The organism is Kitasatospora sp. NPDC127121 (assembly GCF_042677305.1).
Taxonomy (GTDB): domain Bacteria; phylum Actinomycetota; class Actinomycetes; order Streptomycetales; family Streptomycetaceae; genus Kitasatospora.
On the sequence record NZ_JBHXTQ010000165.1, the window covers coordinates 1 to 2,153 of the forward strand.

The window sequence follows — 2,153 nt, forward strand, 5'->3', positions numbered from 1 at the left end:
GCTACCCCGTATCCCTCGGTGGTGCTCCGTGCAGAACTGACCGACATTCAACTCCAATGGCTCCATCGAAAGAAGACCACCGTCCCGCCACCGTCGAGGCGCTGGAGGCGTGGCTCGCCGCCCGGGAGCGCGCCCAGTCACGCTGAGTGCCCGGCCGGGGTGGCCGTCGCGCTGTCGCGTCCGGCACACACCCCGGCCCCGCCCCTGTACACAGCCCCCACCAGGCGCGACAGCGCGACAGCTGTACAGGCACACAGCGTCACCTTGATGGCGGCCCAGAGCGGCCATCAAGGTCTCCAGCAGAGACCTTGATGGTGGCCGACGGCCAGGAGTGAACGCCTGCGCCGAACCCGGTGAAAACCACACGCCGAACACGAGCGGGCCGCGCGAGGTGCGCCTGCCTGCGACCGGGCTACCGGCTGCCGGGCACCGGACGAAGCGCGTCGCGCAGCAACTGGATCACGTCCTCAGTGAGGACGGTGCGGCGTTCCTCCGCCAGGGTGAGCAGTTCGGCGGCCTGTGCGGGGTCGGCGTCGAGGGTCGGGACCGGGCGGGTGAGCCAGGGGTGCGGGGTGAGTTCGCGGATCCGTGTGGTGGCGTCGGTCCTGCCCTGGGCGGCGAGCCGGGGGTGGGTATCACCGCTCGCGAGGACGGCGGCGCGCAGTGCGGTGAGGCGGTCGCGCCGGCTCAACAGCCGGTAGCCCGCGCGCCGCACGGCCGGCCGCTGCGGGTCGGTGAGCATGTCCCACAGCAGGTCGGCGGGCAGCCGGGTGGCGCTGGGGACGAGGGCTGCGGCGGCCTCCTTGACCACCGCGGCGGAGTCGTCTTGCAGCAGCGCCGTGCCCCGGGGCACGGGCACCACGTCGAGGCTCCGCAGGGCCCGCAGGGCGTGGACGCGGACCTGGGGCGCCGGGTTGTCCAGGAGCGCGTCGAGCAGGGGGACGTCGGCCCGGCCACCGGTCTCGGCGAGCCCCGCGACCGCCCCGACCTGCGGGTCGTCGGCCCGGACGGCCGCCTGGTAGTGCGTCAGCGGGTCCGTGCCGGTGCGGCGCGCCGCCTCCCGTGCCAAGGCCCGGACCTGCGCGGACGGGTCGTCGAGGTACGCCACCACGCTCTGCGGGGAGCCGGTGCGCATCAGCCCCGTGAGGGCGGTGACGCGCACCTCGGCATGACGGCTGCGGGCCAGCCGGCGCAGCAGCTCGGCCTGGTCGGTCCACACCGCCTGACGGGCCGCGGCCTCCGCGGCCCGGGCCCTGACCCGGCGGTCGGAGTCGCGCTCGGCGAGGGCCGCGAGGTCGCGGAGCCCGAGGCGGTGGGCGACGGCGTCCAGGGCGAAGCGGCGCACCGGCGCCTCGGGGGCCGCGAGGAGCGTTCCGGTCAGGGCCGTGGTCGACCCGGTCAGCAACGGCACGAGCAACTGGCCGTGGGCGAATGCGCCGCGTTGGCGCCGGTTGATCAGCAGGGCCGTGCGCACGGTCGCCGGGGTGGCCAGCAGCGGGTCGCCATGGAGCAGCACGGCCAGGCCCGCGCTCGCCGCGTCCCGAACCTGGCGGACCCAGTCGCTGGTGCGCAGCACGAGGAACGGCATCGTCCCGGGGTGCGGCTGGTCCAGCATCCGGCGCACCGCGCGCTCGCGGATGCGGCCGTCGGCGTGCGAGGCGGCGAGAGCGAGCGCGACCGGGTCGGCTTCGACGGGCCGCGGGGTGGGACGCGTCGGGTGCCACCACTCCCGCCGTATGAAAGCGTCCAGGCGCAGCAGCAGTACCGGACGCTCCGTCAGCGTGCGCAGCGCCTCGAACGAGTCTTCAGCGCTTCCGGTCGAGCCGACCTCCAGCAGCGCGGCGGTCAACTCCTCCAGCGCACTTCCGTCCGCGGCCCGCTCACCAGCGACCAGCAGCCGGACACGCTCCAGGGCGTCCGCGCCAGGGGAAGGCGGTGAGAGGGGCTGCTGACGACGGAGGAAGAAGTTCACCGCGCCATCCTGCCGGAGCCGATGCGCAGCGCCGCGCCGCACTCCGGGCAGGCCGGCGCCCCGGCCGCACCCTTGTTTCCTCGCGTGTCGAAATCCTCGTTCATGATCGGCATCGTAGGGCGGGTGGGGGATATGTCCCCCACCCGCCCACCACCCACCCGCCGTCCGGACGCCGGTCCGG

At 74.8% G+C, this 2,153-nt stretch carries 1 protein-coding gene; it reads right to left on the reverse strand.

What is annotated here, in order from left to right:
• Positions 1 to 412 precede the first annotated feature (412 nt).
• On the reverse strand, positions 413 to 1,972 hold the full coding sequence (locus ACFVHI_RS37115; protein WP_380346464.1) for a HEAT repeat domain-containing protein: 1,560 nt from the start codon (positions 1,970 to 1,972) through the stop codon (positions 413 to 415).
• Positions 1,973 to 2,153 lie beyond the last annotated feature (181 nt).